At 29.4% G+C, this 20,303-nt stretch carries 23 protein-coding genes and 2 pseudogenes; 3 read left to right on the top strand and 22 right to left on the bottom strand.

The features are described from left to right. Positions 1-100 precede the first annotated feature (100 nt). The 9 genes and pseudogenes from DY168_RS14285 to DY168_RS14325 all read right to left on the bottom strand — a co-directional run bounded on the left by DY168_RS14285 (position 101) and on the right by DY168_RS14325 (position 4,917). Positions 101-1,111, bottom strand: coding sequence for a DUF2232 domain-containing protein (locus DY168_RS14285; RefSeq protein WP_115642334.1), 1,011 nt, complete (start codon positions 1,109-1,111; stop codon positions 101-103). 36 nt (positions 1,112-1,147) lie between these two features. Continuing rightward, positions 1,148-1,462 (bottom strand): MazG-like family protein, encoded by a 315-nt coding sequence (locus DY168_RS14290; RefSeq protein ID WP_115642335.1) that lies wholly within the window; start codon positions 1,460-1,462, stop codon positions 1,148-1,150. Positions 1,463-1,576: 114 nt separating this feature from the next. Beyond that, on the bottom strand, positions 1,577-2,176 hold the full coding sequence (locus tag DY168_RS14295) for a response regulator (RefSeq protein WP_115642336.1): 600 nt from the start codon (positions 2,174-2,176) through the stop codon (positions 1,577-1,579). 231 nt (positions 2,177-2,407) lie between these two features. Further along, positions 2,408-2,656, bottom strand: a complete 249-nt coding sequence (gene rpsR, locus DY168_RS14300) for a 30S ribosomal protein S18 (RefSeq protein ID WP_423237254.1) — start codon at positions 2,654-2,656, stop codon at positions 2,408-2,410. A gap of 175 nt (positions 2,657-2,831) precedes the next feature. After that, a pseudogene (locus DY168_RS14305) lies at positions 2,832-3,150 on the bottom strand (single-stranded DNA-binding protein); the annotation flags it as partial. A 13-nt stretch (positions 3,151-3,163) separates the two neighbouring features. Beyond that, complete coding sequence (gene rpsF, locus DY168_RS14310; protein ID WP_029451741.1) at positions 3,164-3,451, bottom strand: 30S ribosomal protein S6; 288 nt, start codon at positions 3,449-3,451, stop codon at positions 3,164-3,166. 109 nt (positions 3,452-3,560) lie between these two features. Continuing rightward, positions 3,561-3,740, bottom strand: coding sequence for a DUF951 domain-containing protein (locus DY168_RS14315; protein ID WP_115642339.1), 180 nt, complete (start codon positions 3,738-3,740; stop codon positions 3,561-3,563). A gap of 27 nt (positions 3,741-3,767) precedes the next feature. Beyond that, positions 3,768-4,646, bottom strand: coding sequence for a mechanosensitive ion channel family protein (locus DY168_RS14320; RefSeq protein WP_115642340.1), 879 nt, complete (start codon positions 4,644-4,646; stop codon positions 3,768-3,770). A gap of 22 nt (positions 4,647-4,668) precedes the next feature. Next, complete coding sequence (locus DY168_RS14325) at positions 4,669-4,917, bottom strand: putative Se/S carrier protein (protein ID WP_115642341.1); 249 nt, start codon at positions 4,915-4,917, stop codon at positions 4,669-4,671. A gap of 272 nt (positions 4,918-5,189) precedes the next feature. Between DY168_RS14325 and DY168_RS14330 the strand changes: the two genes are divergently transcribed. Beyond that, positions 5,190-6,344 (top strand): aminotransferase class V-fold PLP-dependent enzyme, encoded by a 1,155-nt coding sequence (locus DY168_RS14330; RefSeq protein ID WP_115642342.1) that lies wholly within the window; start codon positions 5,190-5,192, stop codon positions 6,342-6,344. Between the two features lie 3 nt (positions 6,345-6,347). Further along, on the top strand, positions 6,348-7,403 hold the full coding sequence (gene ytvI, locus DY168_RS14335) for a sporulation integral membrane protein YtvI (protein WP_115642343.1): 1,056 nt from the start codon (positions 6,348-6,350) through the stop codon (positions 7,401-7,403). A 116-nt stretch (positions 7,404-7,519) separates the two neighbouring features. Here ytvI and DY168_RS14340 read toward each other — a convergent pair whose 3' ends face one another. The 13 genes and pseudogenes from DY168_RS14340 to rpmH form a co-directional block, all read right to left on the bottom strand. Beyond that, positions 7,520-8,020 carry a DUF4446 family protein gene (locus tag DY168_RS14340; RefSeq protein ID WP_115642344.1) on the bottom strand — a complete coding sequence of 167 codons (501 nt, stop codon included), beginning with the start codon at positions 8,018-8,020 and terminating at the stop codon, positions 7,520-7,522. 91 nt (positions 8,021-8,111) lie between these two features. Then, positions 8,112-8,963 (bottom strand): ParB/RepB/Spo0J family partition protein, encoded by an 852-nt coding sequence (locus DY168_RS14345; RefSeq protein WP_115642345.1) that lies wholly within the window; start codon positions 8,961-8,963, stop codon positions 8,112-8,114. Further along, positions 8,956-9,693: pseudogene (locus DY168_RS14350) on the bottom strand (ParA family protein); the annotation flags it as partial. The gene DY168_RS14345 and the pseudogene DY168_RS14350, both read right to left, overlap by 8 nt. Before the next feature lie 115 nt (positions 9,694-9,808). Further along, positions 9,809-11,137 carry a hypothetical protein gene (locus DY168_RS14355; RefSeq protein ID WP_115642347.1) on the bottom strand — a complete coding sequence of 443 codons (1,329 nt, stop codon included), beginning with the start codon at positions 11,135-11,137 and terminating at the stop codon, positions 9,809-9,811. 863 nt (positions 11,138-12,000) lie between these two features. Next, a complete protein-coding gene (noc, locus tag DY168_RS14360) occupies positions 12,001-12,780 on the bottom strand; it encodes a nucleoid occlusion protein (RefSeq protein ID WP_115642517.1) in 780 nt (259 codons plus the stop codon). A 126-nt stretch (positions 12,781-12,906) separates the two neighbouring features. After that, on the bottom strand, positions 12,907-13,626 hold the full coding sequence (rsmG, locus tag DY168_RS14365) for a 16S rRNA (guanine(527)-N(7))-methyltransferase RsmG (protein ID WP_115642348.1): 720 nt from the start codon (positions 13,624-13,626) through the stop codon (positions 12,907-12,909). 25 nt (positions 13,627-13,651) lie between these two features. After that, complete coding sequence (mnmG, locus tag DY168_RS14370; protein ID WP_115642349.1) at positions 13,652-15,538, bottom strand: tRNA uridine-5-carboxymethylaminomethyl(34) synthesis enzyme MnmG; 1,887 nt, start codon at positions 15,536-15,538, stop codon at positions 13,652-13,654. Between the two features lie 9 nt (positions 15,539-15,547). After that, positions 15,548-16,921: a tRNA uridine-5-carboxymethylaminomethyl(34) synthesis GTPase MnmE gene (gene mnmE / locus DY168_RS14375; RefSeq protein ID WP_115642350.1), complete on the bottom strand. Its 1,374-nt coding sequence runs from the start codon at positions 16,919-16,921 to the stop codon at positions 15,548-15,550. 316 nt (positions 16,922-17,237) lie between these two features. Next, positions 17,238-17,864 carry an RNA-binding cell elongation regulator Jag/EloR gene (gene jag / locus DY168_RS14380; protein ID WP_115642351.1) on the bottom strand — a complete coding sequence of 209 codons (627 nt, stop codon included), beginning with the start codon at positions 17,862-17,864 and terminating at the stop codon, positions 17,238-17,240. Positions 17,865-17,902: 38 nt separating this feature from the next. Further along, positions 17,903-18,628: a membrane protein insertase YidC gene (yidC, locus tag DY168_RS14385; RefSeq protein ID WP_115642352.1), complete on the bottom strand. Its 726-nt coding sequence runs from the start codon at positions 18,626-18,628 to the stop codon at positions 17,903-17,905. Positions 18,629-18,649: 21 nt separating this feature from the next. Further along, complete coding sequence (gene yidD / locus DY168_RS14390) at positions 18,650-18,859, bottom strand: membrane protein insertion efficiency factor YidD (RefSeq protein ID WP_115642518.1); 210 nt, start codon at positions 18,857-18,859, stop codon at positions 18,650-18,652. Further along, positions 18,855-19,214 carry a ribonuclease P protein component gene (rnpA, locus tag DY168_RS14395; protein ID WP_115642353.1) on the bottom strand — a complete coding sequence of 120 codons (360 nt, stop codon included), beginning with the start codon at positions 19,212-19,214 and terminating at the stop codon, positions 18,855-18,857. The genes yidD and rnpA overlap by 5 nt, the downstream gene beginning before the upstream one ends. A gap of 58 nt (positions 19,215-19,272) precedes the next feature. Further along, positions 19,273-19,407 carry a 50S ribosomal protein L34 gene (rpmH, locus tag DY168_RS14400; protein WP_115642519.1) on the bottom strand — a complete coding sequence of 45 codons (135 nt, stop codon included), beginning with the start codon at positions 19,405-19,407 and terminating at the stop codon, positions 19,273-19,275. Between the two features lie 569 nt (positions 19,408-19,976). Between rpmH and DY168_RS14405 the strand changes: the two genes are divergently transcribed. Further along, positions 19,977-20,303 (top strand): DnaA N-terminal domain-containing protein (locus DY168_RS14405; RefSeq protein ID WP_278286361.1); only part of this gene is annotated, 327 nt, incomplete at its 3' end.

Raw genomic sequence — 20,303 nt, forward strand, 5'->3', positions numbered from 1 at the left:
CCTTTGTATTAGTTACTAATCTTTTATACCTCTCCACAATAAGCCGCCTTCCTAAATTAATACGATTATGAATTATTAAATTCCTTTATATAATTTAGTATCATTTTTTAAATCTGTTTTTAAAAGTATTACGTAAGCTATTTGGATTTATTTCTCTAAGATCTATAAATATATCTCCAAGCCCTAAATAAGCAACAAATAAAATAAACGGCTGTATAATAAATAGCATAATTACTACAAAAGTCTTTATTCCCTTTTTATTATTAAATCTCTTTTCTAAGTAATAAAATATAAGCGATAATCCATCTATTAAAAGCATAAATTGAAATAAAGTAACACTAAATGGAAGTAAATATTCTCCTAAAGGTATCTTATATGAATTAAGTATAATACTTAAACAAATAGCAATTATAAATCCTGCAGCTACCCTATCATCAAAATACCACTTCGTAAAAGGTTTAGGCTCTTCAACTTCATATCCCAACCTCTTTAAAACCTTATTTGCAATAATGATATTTATATAAGCTGATATAGCAAGTATAATTATAATAACAGCTGGAATCATAATTAATAGCGTTCTTGCATCTAAAGATTCTAATAAAGTCATGGTGGGATTACTTGTAATATCTATTCCTAGGCCTTCATATATACCCTTGCTTATAGCAATACTTTCTTTAAATGGTTTTATGAACATAATATTTATATATCCATCAAGTGAAGTTTTAACTATGAACGACATGTATATATACACACCAATTACCATTTGTATAAATCCTGCAATTGTTTGATATAAAAGTGTCTTAAAAAATCCCCTTTTGTGTTTTATACAGTATCCTAATGTAATTCCCAAAAACAATATGCTAATTGACGAAATTATTGCTCTAATAGGATCAATAAACATTAACATAACTATGAAACTCAAAATACAAGTTAACAATGCAATCTTTCCGTTATGCCTTACATATAATATTACTACAGGTAATGGTAATGCTATAGATATTACTGCTCCTAAAATGGGAACATATATTATTATAAAATTAAGTATAATAATAATTGCAGCCATCAAACCCACTTCTAATATTTCTTTTGTAGTGTATTTTCTATTTTGCATAATTTCCTCCTAAAATAAAGCTTGTTAAAATAAGACCTATCTTTCCTTTAAGTGAGAATTTAATTTAGAAAGATTTTTACCATCCTTCTCCACTACATCCTCTTCTATTATTCCAATCTTAAGTTTCTTTTTCATTGTCTCATCTACAGCGGTGTACGAATATCCTAACCTTTCTGCTAAAACATATAGTATTATTATTGCCCCGGAAATGCATTCTAATATTGCTTCTTGAGCTACATTACTACCCTTTGTTAATAATTTAAAAAATTCTGCTATCACAGATAACAGTTGTGATTTCAATCCTTCTATTATTTTTATATCTGACATTATATTAAAGTTATCCTGTTTCAATATAACCCCTCCTATATTCCCTTACTGATATTATACCTTAAAGGTTAAGATTAAAATATATATCTATTGTAGTTTTCTTTCAATATTTATGCAACTAGTTAATAGCTTAGTGACCTATGGCTTTTCATTTAATCTAGAATACCCAAATACTTCTGCAACTGATAAGAACTTACTAGACTCCTCTGAATTGCCATTAGCCTTGTAAACCTCTGAAAGAAGGTGATATATTTGTGCATTTGAAGGTTCTATACTTAAAGCAGTTTTTAGTATACTTATTGCGTCATAGAGCTTACCTTCTTTTAAAAGCTCTTTAGCTGTATCTATGTAACTTAAATTATCCCCATTTTCAAATAACATTCCTTTAGGTAAATCTTTTAACATTGATCTTATCTTGTCTTGGGTAAAAGGTCTTTGAAGATAAGCTATAGACCCTAGTTTGGTGCAATCTACAGAATTCTTTACTGTTTCAAAATCTATCATTATTATAACTGGCGTTAATATACCCTTACCCCTTATTTTTCTAATCACTTCTGTTACACTGATTTGTGGCATCTTTATATCTATAAATGCCAGATACAGCTTTTTCTTTTCCAAAACCTCTAAGGCATCATATCCATTTTTACATTGTATAACTTCATATCCCTCTAACTCTAGGCATGTACTCAACATCATTCTTATACTTTTAGTATCATCTACAACAAGTACTTTTTGCATAGTAAATTCCTCCTATATTTCTTCATTTATAGGTAAAGCTATGATGAATTCACTACCTTCCCCAAAGGTACTGTTACACCTTATTTCTGCTTTTTAATACCCTCTTCTCTTCTATAGTCTACACCCTATATAATTTAAAAAACACTACATAATAGCTAATTATAAGCTAAATTTATTATGTAAATCAAAAAAAATAAACCCCATCGTACGATGAGGTTATACTTTAACCATTTATTGTTCTGTTGTAAATGGTAATAATGCTATGTTTCTTGATCTCTTTATAGCGCCTGTTACTTCTCTTTGATGTTTAGCGCAAGCTCCGGAAATTCTTCTTGGAAGAATCTTTCCTCTTTCAGTTATAAACTTTCTAAGTTTATTTACGTCTTTATAATCTATACTTCCAGACTTATCCATACAGAATGTGCAGACCTTTTTCTTAGAACGTCTCATTTTTCCGCCGCCGCCGCCGCTTCTTCTCATACCGCTGTCTTTTTGATCTCTACTCATGCTATTTCCTCCTTACTTTTAAATTAAAATGGAATGTCCCCATCATCAACAGGGGTCATATCATCATCACTGAACTGTTGTGGTCCTCCAAAGGATGTTTCACCTAATGACGAACCTTGGTTAGAATTGCCTCCAAATGTTGCTTCTTTGTTGCCCCATTCTAAGAATTGGACTTCCTCAGCTACAACCTCTGTAACATATCTTCTAGTACCATCTTTGGCTTCGTAAGACCTAGTTTGAATCCTACCGCTTACTCCCATGAGTTTACCTTTATTCATGTAGTTTGCAGTGGCTTCTGCTTGCTTTCCCCATACCACAACTGGTATGAAGTCTGCTTCTTTTTGAGCAGCTTTAGGATTATACCTATCTACTGCTAAGGTCAATGTGGTAACTGCTGTCCCGTTTCCTGGAGTAAACCTCAATTCAGGATCTTTCGTCAATCTTCCGATTAAAACTACTTTGTTCAATTAACCCACCACCTTATTCTTCTTCTTTAACTATGATATGTCTTACTATACCATCAGTGATTCTGAATATTCTATCTAATTCTTTAGGTAATTCAGGATTAGCACTGAAGTTTATCAAAGTGTAGTATCCTTCATTAACTTTCTTAATTTCATAAGCTAATTTTCTTTTGCCCCAGAAATCAACATTGTCAACTACTCCACCATTAGTTTCTATTACACCTTTAAACTTTTCGATGTTAGCTTTAACAGCCTCTTCTTCCATTGTTGGATGTAATATAAATATAGTTTCATACTTTCTCATTGCACTTCACCTCCTCCCCCCGGACTAACGGCTGTGATTTTATCACAGCAGGGATCACGTCAAATAATCTTAACATAACCTATTTTTAAAGTCAATATCATTATTTATCTTAAAGTATCTTTTTAATATCTTTTTCAAATTTACTTCTAGGAATCATAACTATTCTATTGCAACCCTTACACTTTATCTTAATATCTGCTCCAACTCTTATTATTTCCCAGTCATAACTTCCGCAAGGATGTTGTTTTTTCATTTGGACTACATCACCTAGATTGAAAGTCTTATCCATTACTTATCCTCCCCGTCCTATACTTTTTTAAACATTATTTAAACTATCACCTTTTATGACTACTCTTTTGGGATAAGGAACCTTAACTTTATGAAGATCTAAAGTGTTTTTAATTTCTTTTCTTAATGCATTCTCACATTCCCATTGTGTCATAGGTTTAGCCCTTCCTACAACTCTTACGGTAAATCCAAACTCTTTTATAGCTGTAACACCGATAACTTTGGGTCCATCTACTATATTTTCATTATTCTTAAAGTTTTCACATATAGAATTTAATATATCTACTACATTATCTATATCTTCTTCCCTTGCTATATCTACATCAATAAGAACCCTCATAGATCCTCTAGAATGGTTTGTAACTGTATTTATATTTCCATTAGGTATAAGATGTAAGTCTCCGTTAAAATCCCTAATCTTAGTTAATCTAAGACCTATTCCTTCTACAATTCCACTCTTCTGTTCAATATCTATATAGTCATCTACTGTAAATTGATCTTCAAATAAAATAAAGAATCCATTTATAATATCTTTTACAAAGTTTTGTGCTGCAAATCCTATCGCTACCCCACCCATTCCAGCAAATGTGAGACTTATAGGCCCTACTATTTGGGTTAATATAGATGCCATCCCAAAAAAGTATACTGTATACCTTAATATACTCTTTAGAAGTGTTCCAAGGGTACTCGCCTTTTTGACATCCAGTGAAACCTTCATTTTACTTTGCTTTTTAATAAACTTATCAATAAATTTAGTTCCAAGCTTAACCATAACAAACATTATAGCTACTATGAAAATTATATTTAATATTTTAAAAAAGAACCCTTGAATCTTTTCCATGGATACCCAAAACTTTCCTATACCTATAAATTGATCATTAATTTGAATAAAAGAACTTAATAACATAATTCCTCCTAAACATAAATATTTATATTAATTGTTCAAACCTATCTTCACTTTTATAATAAAGGTTTTTTATATGTATTTCATCATTATCTATGATATTTTTGATTAAATCGTAATTATCCTTTGAAAACCTTATGCTGATTCCACAACTTTGTGTTATATAAGTAGGTGTTGGCATTATTATAACTTTAACACCCTTATCTTTTAATATCTTTTCTGACTCTATTGCATCATGTGTATTTTTAAATACTATTAAATAATAATCTTTCATAAATTACATTTAGTGATAGATTGTTATCACTAAAATTTCCCTCCCCTTGTTTTGAAGTTCACATATTTTATGATTATTATACTTTAAGCTAAATTCATTGTCAAACAAGTAGATTCAAGCCTTATAAGATTTGAATAATTATATTTTGAAAAAGTTTATCTTAATCTCCCGCAATGTATTATTAAAATATATTTTAACAGTAGATTACTGAAAAATATCCATCTATGAATTATAATAGTAGTATACTAATAAATACTAGGAGGTAATTTGTGATGAAAGTTTATCTTGATAATGCTGCTACTACCTACCCAAAACCACCATCTGTACATACTGAAATGCTTACTTACTTTACAAACCTTGGTGCAAGTCCTGGAAGGGGAAGTTATTCTTCTGCCTTAGAAAGTAGTAGACTTATATATAAATGTCGAGAATCCTTATGTAGCCTTTTTAATTTTCCTAAACCTGAAAATGTAATCTTTACATACAACGTTACAGCTTCATTAAATATGCTAATTAAAGGAGTTATAAAAAGAGGGTTTCATGTAATAACTACATCAATGGAACATAATTCTTGTTTAAGACCCTTATTTCAACTAAAAGACAGCCTAGATATAGATTTAGATATCCTGCAATGTGATAGTAATGGTATCTTAAATATAGAAGAATTCGAGAATCTTATAAAACCAACTACAAAGTTAGTGGTTATAAATCATGCTTCTAATATTATAGGATCTATACAACCTATTGAAGCTATAGGGAAAATATGTGCGAAAAATGATATCTTTTTTATTATAGATGCAGCACAAACTGCAGGTGTTATAGATATTGATTTTAAAAAGGTAGGATGCAGTGCATTAGCCTTTACAGGTCACAAAAGTTTACTCGGACCTCCTGGTATAGGTGGATTCTTAATTTCTGATAAATTAAGTGAAGCTTGTGATCCTATTATAACTGGTGGAACCGGTAGTTTATCTTCAAGTATTTATCAACCTTCATTTTTACCAGATAAATTTGAAAGTGGAACTATGAATACTCCAGGGGTAATGGGCCTTCTAGCTGGAATAGAGTATATAAACTCTGAAGGCATGAACTCAATAAAAGAAAGAGAAGATGATCTTTGTGATTTATTCATAAATTCTATCTTAAACATGCCTAATGTTAAACTTTATGGTCTTAAAAGTTCTAAAAATAGAACCTCAGTGGTATCTTTAAACTTTCATGACATAGATTCTTCTGAAGTTTCCTATATATTAGATTCTGAATTTGGTATAATGACTAGAACAGGGCTACATTGTGCCCCTTTAGCACATAAAACCATAGGCACTTACCCTGAAGGAACCTTAAGATTTAGTATCGGACCTTTTAACGACAAAAAAGATATAAACTATACAATTGACAGTTTATATAAAATATTAAGGAGTAATTAATTTATGTCACAAATCGTAAACAAAACCAATAAATTATTGTTATTTTTCATTGTATACACTTTAACCTTTATACTTTTCTTTAAAACATTACCATACACACTCCCCTTTGTTCTAGCTTTAATCTTTGCTTATATACTTAGAAAGCCTACTCGGTATCTAGTGAATACGTTTAAGATTAAAGCAGCTTTAGCATCAATACTTACAACCTTAGTATTCTTTACTGTAATACTCTCTTTATTGTCACTTACCGTATCATCCATAATAAGAGAGATGATAACATTAACTAAGGGTATTCAAACTTATATTGATTCTAATTACTATAATATACTAGATATATTTTCAAAACTTCAAAATAACTTTAACGACATAGACCCGTATATTTTAAATACAGCTAAAAATTACTTTTTAAACTCAATTTCAGGAATTCTTAATTCAACTGTAAATATCGGTACATCTATCGTAGGTTATTTGATTAATATATTAGCATATATACCCTACATATGTATGGTGATTGTTTTTACACTTTTAGCTACTTATTTTTTCACTAAAAAAATAGTTACGCATAACGTTCCATTTGCTTCTACTATTAAGGAAAATAATAACTCTGATAAGTTTTTAGAGATATTCAATCATGGTAAGAAAATGTTAGTTAGTTATATAGGCTCTTATGGAATCATTATACTAATAACATTTCTTATAACCTTAGTTGGATTCTTAATTTTAAAAGTTAATTATGCTTTAATACTAAGTATCCTATGTGCGTTATTCGATCTATTACCTGTTTTAGGTATGCCACTTATATATTTCCCACTTATAATATACAACTTAATTATAAAAAATTATTTCATAGCTATAGCTTTACTTATATTATACCTAATAGTGTTTATTACAAGGCAGATAGTTGAACCAAAGATAGTATCTTCATCTTTAGGCATAGACCCTGTAGCAGTTCTAGCCGCTACCTTTATAGGTTTAAAGGCAAATGGAGTTACTGGATTAATATTTTGTATGTTTTTAGTTGTATTTTATAATGTATTTAAACGTGTAGATATACTATAAAACATCATTTAACTTTATAACCATTAAATATTCTTATCTAAAATCAATATTGCCTTCTATAACATATAATACGCCTCCATTTAAAATAAATTTTAAATGGAGGCGTTATTATATATCTACTTTTCTTCAATAACTTGATTTAGAACCTTTAATTCTTCTTCAGATAAATCATACCTAGATATTCCTTTATCTATAGGCTTAGCATAAGTTGTACTTTCATTTCTTCCATAAATACCTGTAATTATAACACCGTCATTACTATAATTTAGTAATGCTATAGAAAAGCTTAAATCGCTTCCTACATTTTCAAATGCCTTATATCTTATAACAGCTACCTTTTGTATACAATCTTTTAATCTTAATTCCATACTATCGTACATTGTCTTAACTTCTTCTGCTATGGATCTACCTTCGTCCACCTTATCTAAATAAGCAGTTATTAGTTCTTCTATATTCTTATCTTTAGATCCCCTCATAAACCTTCTATATTTCTGTTCTAATTCTCCTAATGATTTAAACAATATAATTATAAGTATCAAAAATATCAAATTCACAACTAGTAACCCTATTATTATATAAGGTTGCTGATTCCCCATTAATTTTAGTATATCCTGCAACTATTAATCCTTCCTTTCTATGTTTCACGTGAAACATTTTAAGATTTATTAGTATTCATATTTTATAATAATTTAAACCTTTACGATACGATTATTTTAATTCTATCTTCATCATATCTAAGATTCTTTGAAGATCTTCCTCTGAATAATACTCTATTTCTATTTTACCCTTGTTATCCTTTTTAAAGTTAATATTAACCTTAGTATCAAAATAACTTTGCAGCTTTTCTTTTATTTCATTGTAATATGGATTGATAACTTTATTAACATTCACAGTAGTATTATCTTTGTTTATGTCCTTTATTAACTTTTCAATATCTCTAACTGTAAGCTCTTCATCTATTATCTTTTGAGATAACTCATATTGTAAGTTTTTATTCGCTATAGCAAGTAATGCCCTTCCATGGCCTTCAGTTATTACTCCATCCTTTAAATAATCTTGTACTCTATCATCTAAATTTAATAACCTAAGTGTATTTGAAATTGCTACCCTAGACTTACCTATTTTTATACTAAGTTCTTCTTGTTTCAAATTAAATTCTTCAATAAGTCTACTGTATGCTATTGCTTCTTCTATAGGGTTTAAATCTTCTCTTTGTATATTTTCTATAAGAGATATCTCTAATATTTGTTTGTCGGTAATATCCATTATTATCACAGGCACTTCTTTTAATCCTGCTAATTTAGCTGCCCTCCATCTTCTCTCACCGGCTATAATCATATACCCTGTAGCAACGCCCTTAACTAAAATTGGTTGTATAATGCCATGTTCTTTTATAGATTCCGCCAAAGAAGAAATCTTTTCTTCATCAAAAACCTTACGGGGTTGTTTACTATTTGGCTTAATTAAATTCATAGAAACAATACTTTTACCTTTATCTTCACTTAATTCTTCAGGAATAAGTGCACTTAGGCCCTTTCCAAGGCCCGACCTTTTAGCCAACGATATCTCCCCCTTGTCTTTTTATAAATTCTTTAGCTAAATTATCATAAGAAGATGCACCCCTACACTTGTTATCATAAAGAGCTATTGGAAGACCATAGCTAGGTGCTTCTGCTAACCTTATATTCCTAGGTATTGTTGTATCATAAACCTTGTCTTTAAAGAACTTCTTCACTTCTTCAACAACTTCATTTGCGAGCTTCACCCTACTATCATACATGCTCATTAAAATACCTTCTATTTCTATATTCTTATTTAATGACTTTTTAACTAATTGAATAGTATTTACAAGTTGGCCTACCCCTTCTAATGCATAAAACTCACATTGTATTGGTATAAATACTGAATCACATGCTGTTAAGGCATTAATTGTCAGAAACCCTAAAGATGGTGGACAATCTATAAATATATAATCAAATTGGTGTTTAATAGACTCCAACTTATCCCTTAAAATCACTTCCTTATCCTTTTTATTCATAAGCTCCACCTCAGCACCTGCAAGTTCCATAGTTGATGGTATTACATATAAATTCTTAATTAACTCTGATTCTAACATTGATTCTTCTACAGATATATCTGATGATATAACATCATAAGTTGAATATTTAAGGTTCTTTTTATCAATACCAAGTCCGCTAGTAGTGTTTCCTTGAGGATCTATATCTATTGCCAGTACCTTATATCCCTCTAATGCGAGATATGAACATAAATTAATATTGGTTGTTGTTTTGTAGGATAGGAAAAAGACGCCTTACTATATTTCTATAATTGGTTTTCTAAGCCCCTCCACCGAACCGTACGTACACCTTTCAGCGTATACGGCTCTCTAATTACTCTAAGCAAATCTATATCTTTTGTACTTTTAGTCTTTTATTTAAATACGGTGTTTTATCTTCTTCATTATAACCTTCTTGATGAGAAACCTTATATCCTTTTATATACCTATCTTTAACTGCCCTTATGGATATGTTTTCTTTTAGAGCTATTGTACTTATCATACTATTTTTATGATAATATCTAAATCGTCTCATCTTGTAATTAACATCTTCAGCATACTTATAATATTCATACATATAATCTATTTCAAGAGTATATAAACTTATAATATCTTCACGTTTTAAATTTATCCTTTTCCCTATATATGAAGGTCTATTTTCTTTTTTAAAATTATGAATTGAGGCATTCATAACCTTAGAACTAACTAAAATCTTCGTAAAGGATTCTTTGTTTCTGAATCTAATATTATAATTAAAGAATTCTATATTGTTTGAGTCTTTTAATTCATATTCTTCAATATTTATATATTTAAATTCTTTTAGCCTGTAATTTAAATCCTGTAAAAACCCCTTCACATCGCCACCAGGTCTTATCATCAAAAGCGCTTCATCATAATAACATACAGTACTGACGTTTACCTTCTTTGAATTTATTAGTTCTTCAACTATATCCCTTATCTTTAAAAAGTATAATTTATAAAAGCTAGCACTAAGATGGTTATCTTTATCCATATACATGTAATATAAATCATCACTTTTCACTATTTCATAAAACCTCAAATAATTTGATTTAATAAATAAGTCTATAAGTACGTTAAATCTTCCATCATCTATTTTAAAATTAATAATACCTTTTAAGGTTTCCATTTGTTTCACGTGAAACATATTGTTTAAATTAATCTTTACCACTTTATAATAGTATATGTGTCTTATGCTTTTTAAATAACTAATTACTACTTCCTTTTTATCTAGAATCTTAAAGAATTCGTATTTATTTAAATTAGAAATATAGATATTATCTAAAACCTGTTTTAGTACCTTTTGAAGTATATAATCCTCTATTGCGCCTTCATCAATATACATATTCAATAAAGCATCTTCTTTAAATCTACTAATATCCGTAGACTTTAATAAATATATATATTTATTGTTAATAATGCACCTTAAATCTATTGGTTTATACCTTTCAGTCTTTAATTTAAAAATAATATCTTCTACTAATTTATTAATATCTACATCTTCCTTAATGATATACATTTTAAATGCATTTCTTTTAATTATCTCATCAATAACACCATAATAAAAGTCTAAATTGAATAGTTGCCTATAGATTCTATTAACTTTAAATTCTATAGGTTTTTTACTTAGTATAGACAAAATCATATCAGCTTTTTGCATTTCGCATACCTCCATAATTCTGCAATTAGTAATCTGCTTCCCTTCGCCCTGCAAGCGGCTTTCCCGCATCCGAATTTACGGCATTCCCTGTTAATTCAGGTTTCTCTGACTACTACGAAAGCTCCGTAGCCATATCAAATATTCAAGGAACTACATCCTATAGCCTATAATGGCATTTTGACTTAGGCTATCTCCGTTTAGATTTATAAACAAAAGATATAACTTAGGCTCCTGTTCGCTTCTCTAAGCTATTATTTATAGCCCTGGAAAGGTTAGAGAGTATAAAAATCATAGGAAAAATTTTTATAAACCTTATCTAATAAAAATTTATTACCTGGCGATTCAGGCAAGAGAAACTAGGTTTAAAGCAGTTTAGCCTTGGCCTTATTATATCATTGGTTTTGCACCAACCTTCAATATCATTGAAATTAATGCTTTTCTGGCATGCTATTGTCCTCTTTGTAGTTTCCTATAAAAAGTAAGCCAGCTAACCAAATAAACATCTCTCTAGTTTAATATCCTCTAGGACGTTGTTTAAATACCCTTTACGGACGCACTCCTACTCCGCCTTTTTGATTAAAAATGCATATTGTCTTCATAATTTAGCTTTCATATACTAATTATCCGCTATTGCATTTAGTATACTTAAGCAACACCCCCTCTCTCTTATCCTCATTATATATTCTACTTGTACATAATTAAAGCTTAATTTAAATATTTATTTGTTTCACGTGAAACATTTAGTTTTCCATATAAAAAAACATCCTCATATTACACTTTTACGTATAATATATGAGAATGTATGCTTTTTATTTTGAATTATTAAAGCTCTATTAAAGCTCTATTATAGATATATTTATAGTTTACTTTTTTGGTATCTTAATAGTAACTTCTATAAATTCATCAAAGTCTTTAGAATCATACTTGGCACTTATTCCATATTTATCAAAGACTTGTTTTATTGTATTTATGTATACCTTAGAAGAAAATATACCCTTAATTCTTTTCTTACCACTTTTAGATACATTGTCACTAGATATCTTTATTAATTCTCTGTTTATCAATTCTTCTGTATCTTTTACATTTAAAGACCTTTTTATAACCATATTTAATATCTTTTGTTGTAGCTTTTCTGTAGGCAACTTTAATAAAGCTCTAGCATGTCGCTCCGTAAGCTTATTATCTAAAACTACTTTTCTTATATTTTGGGAAAGCTTTAAAAGCCTAAGCTTATTTGCAATTGTAGATTGCTTTTTCCCTATAACTGAAGCTAATTGTTCTTGAGTATATCCATGTTCCTTTATAAGATTAAAGTATGCCTCAGATTCTTCCATGTAATTCAAGTCTTCTCTTTGTAAGTTTTCTAATAATGCTATAGCTGCAGAATCCCTTTCAGAAATATCAACTATTATAACAGGTACTTTAGAAAGTCCGAGCTTTTTAGCTGCTCTTAATCTTCTTTCCCCTGCTACTAGTTCATATCTTCCTTCTCCCATCCTTCTTACAGAGAGAGGTTGTATTATACCATAAGATTCAATAGACTCTGCCAATTCAGCAATAGCGTCTTCATCAAAATACTTTCTTGGTTGGTATAGGTTGGGCAATATAAGATTAGGTTCGATATACGTTATTTCATTGTGCATATTTAATACCATCCCTTGCTTCTTCCACTTGTTAATACTTTCTATATTAACAATAGAAATCCTCTTTTATTCCATAAAAATCATATTACAAATTATATCATATTCTTACATATTTATAAATAAGCTTTATCCTAAGGGCTTCTTACTCATAATTCCTGAATTCCTTGGATAAATACTTGGTGTTAAATTTACCTTTTTTATAATTACTAAATTATGATTTAAATCACTATTTTCGATATTTACAGGTATAATTTCTTGCACCCTTCCTCCTAATATAGCTATAGCTCTTTTAGCTATATTTAATTCCTCTTCCACACTTGGTCCTTTTAGTGCTACAAAGTAACCACCTAACTTAACATAAGGAAGGCACAATTCAGATAAAGTACACATATTAGCTACTGCCCTTGATGTTGCTATATCAAACTTTTCCCTATACCTTTCAGATCTTGATAATTCTTCTCCTCGTCCATGTATTGTAGAAAAATTATTTAAAGATAATTGTTTTATTACCTCATCTAAAAACTTAACCCTTTTGTTTAATGAATCTAGTAAAACAACATTACAATCCTCTTTCATAATACCAATAGGTATTCCAGGGAACCCAGCTCCAGTTCCCACATCAATTATGCTTTTAGCTTCCTTAAATCCTTCAAACTTAAAGGCCTTTATACAATCAATGAAGTGTTTCTTTACTATATCATTATCTTCTATTATGGCTGTTAAGTTTATTTTCTTGTTCCATTCTATTAGAATGTCTTTATAATTCATAAACTTATTAAAATATTCTTCATTAAAATCTAAATTTACATCATCTGATGCAGTTTTCATTAAATCATAAAACTCCATATTTACCTCCAAATAACTCTTTATATTAACTTTGTTGCCTAAGGCTATACTTATGTTCAAGGTATATTAATAATACTGATACATCAGCTGGTGAGACACCTGATATCCTTGATGCTTGACCTATACTTATAGGTTTTACAGTATTTAGTTTTTGAATTGCCTCTATCCTTAGCCCTTTTATTTCATTATAATCTATATCCATTGGAATCATCTTAGATTCAAACTTCTTGAATTGACTTACTTGTTCCATTTGCTTTTCTATATAACCTTCATATTTAGATACGATATTTACTTGATCCATAACATCCTTTGGAAGTATTGGTCTTTCTTTATCTAGTGGAGCTATTATATAATAATCAAGCTCTGGTCTTTTTATTAGCTCATATAAGCTTATAGGTTTCTTTAATTCTGTAGTTCCTAAAGTTTCTAAGCATTCACTTGTTTCTCTTTTACTTGTTACTTGAATGTTTTTTAATCTATTAAGTTCACTTTCTATTTTATGTTTTCGGATTTTGTATCTTAAATATCTATCCTCTTTAACTAAACCTATTTTATGTCCTATTTCTGTAAGTCTTAAATCCGCATTATCTTGCCTTAATAATAGCCTGTATTCTGCTCTTGATGTCATCATCCTATAAGGTTCATTAGTACCTTTTGTAACTAAGTCATCAATTAAGACTCCTATATATCCGTCAGATCTAGCTAATATTAGTTGATCTTCATTTTTTATTTTTAAAACAGCATTTATACCTGCTATTAATCCTTGTGCTGCCGCTTCTTCATATCCTGATGTACCATTTATTTGCCCAGCTCCAAATAATCCATTAACCCTTTTATACTCAAGTGTAGGTTTTAATTCTAGTGGATCTATACAATCATATTCTATGGCATATCCCGTTCTCATTACTTCAACATTTTGAAGTCCCGGTATAGTCTTTAGCATACTAATTTGAACTTCTTCTGGGAGTGAACTTGACATACCCTGAACATACATCTCCTCAGTATCTTCACCTTCTGGTTCAATGAATATTTGATGTTGAAGTTTATCTGGGAATCTCATTATCTTATCCTCTATAGAAGGACAATATCTAGGACCTACTCCCTCTATAGAACCATTATACATAGGTGATCTATCTATATTTTCTCTAATTACATTATGAGTTTCTTCATTTGTATATGTTAAATAACAAGACATTTGACTTCTAGTTATTTCATCACTCATAAACGAAAATGGTACTATTATACTATCACCCTTTTGTTCTACAGTTTGAGAAAAATCTACAGAGTTTTTATTTATACGTGCAGGTGTACCTGTTTTAAATCTTCTAAGATCAAATCCTAGGTTTATCAAAGATTCACTAAGGCTCATAGAAGGTGCAAGACCATTAGGCCCACTATAATAACTAACTTCACCAAAGATTACCTTACCCTTTAAATAAACTCCTGTGGCAAGTATCACAGACTTTGCTTTAAAGTATGCACCAGTTTTTGTTAATACTCCTGTTACATTTCCATCTTCTACTTCTATATGGTTTATTTCAATTTGTTTTATATCTAAATTTTCTTGCATCTCTAAGACATGTTTCATTCTATACTGATATTTAGTTTTATCTGCCTGAACCCTTAAAGAATGAACAGCAGGTCCTTTTGATGTATTTAACATTCTAGATTGTATAAATGTATGGTCTATGTTTACAGCCATCTCTCCACCTAGAGCATCTATTTCTTTTACTAAATGTCCTTTTGCTGTACCCCCAATATTAGGATTACAAGGCATAAGGGCTATACTATCTAAGTTCATTGTAGCCATAAGTGTCTTTTGGCCCATCCTAGCAGAAGCTAGTGCAGCCTCACAACCCGCATGGCCACCTCCTATTACAACTACATCATATTCTCCTCTTAAATATCTCATTATTCACCTCTACTTTCCTAAACAAAATTCTGAAAAAATCTTGTCTATTATATCTTCTTCTAAAGTTTCACCACTAACTTCACCTAAGTTAATCCAAGCACCTCTTATATCTATAGATGCAAAATCTATAGATACACCACTATTAAGTGTTTCTAATGAAGCTAAACACTTTTCTTTAGCTCTATACAAAGCCTCTTTGTGTCTAGAGTTAGTTATCATTAAATCTGTAGAATTAATTTCACCTTTAAAGAAAAGATCCTTTATTTTATTTTTTAATAAATCTATTCCTTCGCCATTTTTTGCAGATATTTCAATAATATTTTTCATATCCTGAAAATCACATTCTTCTAATTCTCTTTTTAAATCAGATTTATTTAAAATGACTATATATTTCTTATTTTTTATATACTCTAAGATTTCTTTATCATCAGAGTCTAATTTCCTACTTAAATCTAGCATAAGCACTACAAGATCTGCTTCACTAATCTTTTCTTTAGATCTTTCTACGCCTATTTTTTCTACTAAATCTTCAGTTTCTCTTATTCCTGCAGTATCAACAACCTTAACAGGGATACCATCTAAGTTGATATACTCTTCTATAACGTCCCTTGTTGTACCTGGAACATCTGTTACTATAGATCTTTGTTCCATTAATATAGAATTTAAAAGTGAAGATTTGCCTACATTAGGTTTCCCTATTATAACCATACTAAGACCTTCTCTTATAATTCTTCCTTCACTTGCAGTATCAAGTAATCTCTCAATCCTATTTATTATATTATCTAAATCAATCTTTATCTTATCTGAAGTCATTTCTTCTAAATCTTCTTCTGGAAAATCTACAGTAGCCTCTATGTGAGCGATAACCCCTAATAGATCATGTCTAATGTCTTTTATTTCCCTGGAAATTCGACCTTCACTTTGCATTAATGCTGATTTCATCGATAGGTCAGTTTTTGCTCTTATTAAATCCATCACAGCTTCTGCCTGACTTAAATCAATTCTACCATTCAAGAACGCTCTTTTAGTAAACTCTCCTGGCTGTGCTATTCTAGCTCCAGCCTTTATAACTTCTTCTAAAACCTTATTTGTAGACATAATTCCACCATGACAATTTATTTCTACAGAATCTTCAGCAGTGAAACTCTTAGGTCCTTTCATAAAACTTACAAGTACCTCATCTATCATCTCTTTACTAAACTTATCTACAATCTTTCCATACCTCATTGAATATGGACTTATATCATCAATCTTTCTATTGTTCTTACCCTCAAATATAGACGAAACAATAGAAAGAGCCTTATCTCCTGAAACTCTTATAATTGAAATTCCACTTTCACCTACAGCTGTAGCTATAGCAGCTATAGTATCAAACTCTTTCATCTTTAGCCTCCTAAACCCGAAAAATCGGTTGTATATATAATAAATTATACTATAAAATCAGTTTATTATTTAATGAAAATAATGTTAATCTTAATATATAATTACTTTTATTTTAAATCTTTATCTGTATAAATAAAAATTTGATTTCAACTTTTATATGCTTTACCTGTATTAATAAAACATTAGAAATTATATCATTTCATTTTCTCTTACTCAAGTATTACTATGATTCTTTTTATAAATTTTCATTGATTATAAATCATCAACTAATAATTTTAAGTAAGAGCTTACCGGTATATTAAAAAAGAAAGCCACCTTAGGCTTTCTTTAAATCTACTACTACTCTTCTATAAGGTTCTTCACCTTCACTATAAGTATAAATATAAGGATTATCTTGTAATGCTGAATGTATTATCCTTCTTTCATAAGGATTCATAGGTTCTAATTTAAAACTTCTTCCAGATCTTCTTACCCTACTGCCGGTCTTATCTGCTAATCGTTTTAAAGTCTCTTCTCTTTTAAACCTATAATTTTCTGTATCTAATACAACCCTTTTATATTCTTCCACATTACCTTTGTTCACAACAAGGCTAACTAAATATTGAATAGCATCTAGAGTTTCACCTCTATAGCCTATTACAATCCCCATATTATCACCAGATAAGATAATGTTAATAACGTTATTCTCTTCTTTTATGTCAACCTCTGCTACAACGCCCATTGCATTTAAAACTTCAGTTAAAAAAGATCTCGCATCATTCGCATAATCCTTTTTTAATTTAACCCTGATTTTAGCTGGCTTAACTCCAATAAACTTAAATAAACCTTTAGAGCCCTTTTCTAAAACTTCAACTTCAACTTTATCCTCTGTAACATTTAATTCTTTTAGTGCATTTTTTAATGCATCACTTACTGTCTTTCCGCTAATTTCAATTGTTTTCATAACCTATTTCACCCACCTTTGATCTCATACCCCTATTTTTATTTATTCTTTTTAGTTGAATTTCTATCGGAATTAATTTCTTTTGCAAGTTTATTTGTAGAAACTTCATCATTAGGCTTTTTATCTAGAGATTTAGTTAAGAAGGTTTGAGCAATTTGTATTAAATTGTTTATAACCCAATATAAGACTAAGGCTGATTTAAGCTTCATACTCATGAACCCTATAAATCCTGCCATAAAAATATTCATTGTTTGCATCTGCTTTGCCTGAGCATCTTGAGGTGCATTGTTTGAAATAATTTTACTAGATATAAATTGTGTTAAAAATGATAAAACAGGTAATATGTATAAATGGTCTGGTTGTGATAAGTCCTTTATCCACAAAAATCCCACTCCAGTTATACCTTGTAAGTTATTAAAAACATAATACAATCCAAAAAGTATTGGCATTTGTACCAATAAAGGTAAGCATCCACTTAAAGGACTTGCACCATTTTCTTTATATAATTTAGATATTTCTTGTTGTTGCTTTTGAGGATCATTTTTATACTTAGCTTGCAACTTCTTCATTTCTGGTTGTATCTCTTGCATCTTTACTTGAGATCTTGTTTGTTTTATATTCAAAGGTAGCAAGATTATTCTTATTATAATAGTAAAAAATATTATAGCTAGGCCATAAGAATAATCTGGATTAGCAGTTACTATCTTTACTAACCCATGAATAAATTCAAAAAATTGAGTTAAATACTGATTTATATACTTCAAATACTAAACCTCCCGACAATATTATTTAACAGGGTCATATCCGCCTTTATGAAAAGGATGACACTTGAATATCCTTCTTAAAGACATAAAGCCACCTTTTAATGTTCCATACTTTTCTATAGCCTCTAAGGCATACTCTGAACATGTTGGATAAAATCTACATGATGGAGCTTTCATAGGTGAAATATATTTTCTATAAAACTTTATTAAACTAATGAAAAGTCTTTTAATCACTTTCCGTTAAACCTGCCTTTTTAAAAAGCTTCTTCATGGAGTCTTCTATCTGAAAGTAATCTTTATCCTTTACAGCAACCCTTGCAACAAAGACAAAATCAAATCCTTTTTTTATGTCGCTACAGTTTAATCTATAATTTTCACTTATTAATCTTTTTACTTTGCTTCTAGTTACACTTTTTCCAACTTTTTTACTTACAGATATACCTACTCTATTAATAGGTCTATTATCTTTATCTTTATTATGATAATTTTTATATACATATAAAACTAATAATTCATTAGCAAAAGACTTTCCTCTTCTGTAAACTCTTCTAAATTCAATATTTTTTCTAAGCTTTTCGTCTTTCATGCCAAAACATTACTCCTTTTTTTCCTACAATTGCAGAAAAAGGCCACTAAAGCGGCCCTTATGCTGACAATTTTGCTCTACCTTTTTGTCTTCTTCTTTGAAGAACTTTTCTTCCAGATAAAGTTCTCATTCTTTTTCTGAAACCATGTTCTCTTTTTCTTTGTCTTTTCTTAGGTTGGTATGTCATGAACATGCTAACTACACCCCCTTCATCTATTCTTATGTATAATAAGGTATTTGTTATCATACTCATATACATTATAGTTTTACCCTATAATTATATAGTGAGCATAATTTAATGTCAAGAAGACAAATGAAATTTAACATATATATATATATAGGTAATTTTTGTTGATAACTTTATCAACAATTTTTTTTTGTGGATAAGTTGTTGAATGTTATCAAATTTTTATGATATTATAGATGTGAATTGTTAATACTTTTTGATACCTTTAAGGTTATCCACAGTTGTTGATAACTTTGTGTATAACTTATTGATTCTTCATGTATTTTATATTATAATCAATACTTCAACATACAATTCACTATTATATATGATTTTAATTATGTTTATATGTTTTTCTTTATATTGTTGATAACTTTAAACATATAAATATTACCCACAGAGTTATAAACATGTGAATACTTTTAATAACAATGGCTATTATTTTAAATAGTTGTGTATAAACATGTTTATACTTTGTTTATACTTTAATATAATTTCTATAATAAAATTTTTATAATTTGACTGGAGGATACGAAATGAACGCCCAACTTAAAGAAATGTGGGAAAAGACCTTAAATATCCTAAAAGGCGAACTTTCAGAAGTTAGTTTCAATACATGGATAAAAAGTGCAGAACCTATGGCTATGGATGATAAAACAGTGAGATTTGGTGTTCCTAATGACTTTACTAGGGAAATACTCGAATCTAGATATAAGGACCTTATAATGAATGGTATAAAATTAATAACTTCTAAAAAATATAATATAGAATTTTATATATTATCAGACGATCAAGCAGAAGAAGAAGTTGTTAAAGAATCTATTGAAATAAATAAAAGAGGTTCAGTAATACCAAATGATGAA

The organism is Clostridium putrefaciens (genome assembly GCF_900461105.1).
Lineage (GTDB): Bacteria > Bacillota > Clostridia > Clostridiales > Clostridiaceae > Clostridium_L > Clostridium_L putrefaciens.